We start from the raw sequence: 362 nt of genomic DNA on the forward strand, positions 1-362 counted from the left end.
CCGGGGGCAGAGATGCCGATCTCAGCTTCCACCACCTCAATGGGTGACGTGGCGAGGGTCTTGGCCCCTTCGTTGAGAATATAGCGCAACTCATAGAGCCCCGGCTCCGCAGGTGCGGTAAGTTGGCCGGTGGTCTGGTCGCCAACACGGCGGTAGGGGCCGGTGGCGCCTTCCTTGGTGCCGATAGGCAGGATCGTGATTATGTCGCGGGGGTTGATAGGGGTGCCCCATTCGATCTCAAAAGCAGCGCCGGTGGTGACAGTCTCCGGCCCGCTGATGGTGGCCTCTGGGACGGTCACTTCGATGGGTGCGGTGGCGAGGGTCTTGGCCCCTTCGTTGAGGATATAGCGCAACTCATAGAG

General features: G+C 62.4%; 1 pseudogene. It reads right to left on the reverse strand.

Annotated features, from left to right (window positions below):
* Positions 1–362: pseudogene (locus HTT03_RS00025) on the reverse strand (hypothetical protein); the annotation flags it as partial.

The organism is Sulfitobacter maritimus (assembly GCF_013346665.1).
GTDB lineage: Bacteria > Pseudomonadota > Alphaproteobacteria > Rhodobacterales > Rhodobacteraceae > Sulfitobacter > Sulfitobacter maritimus.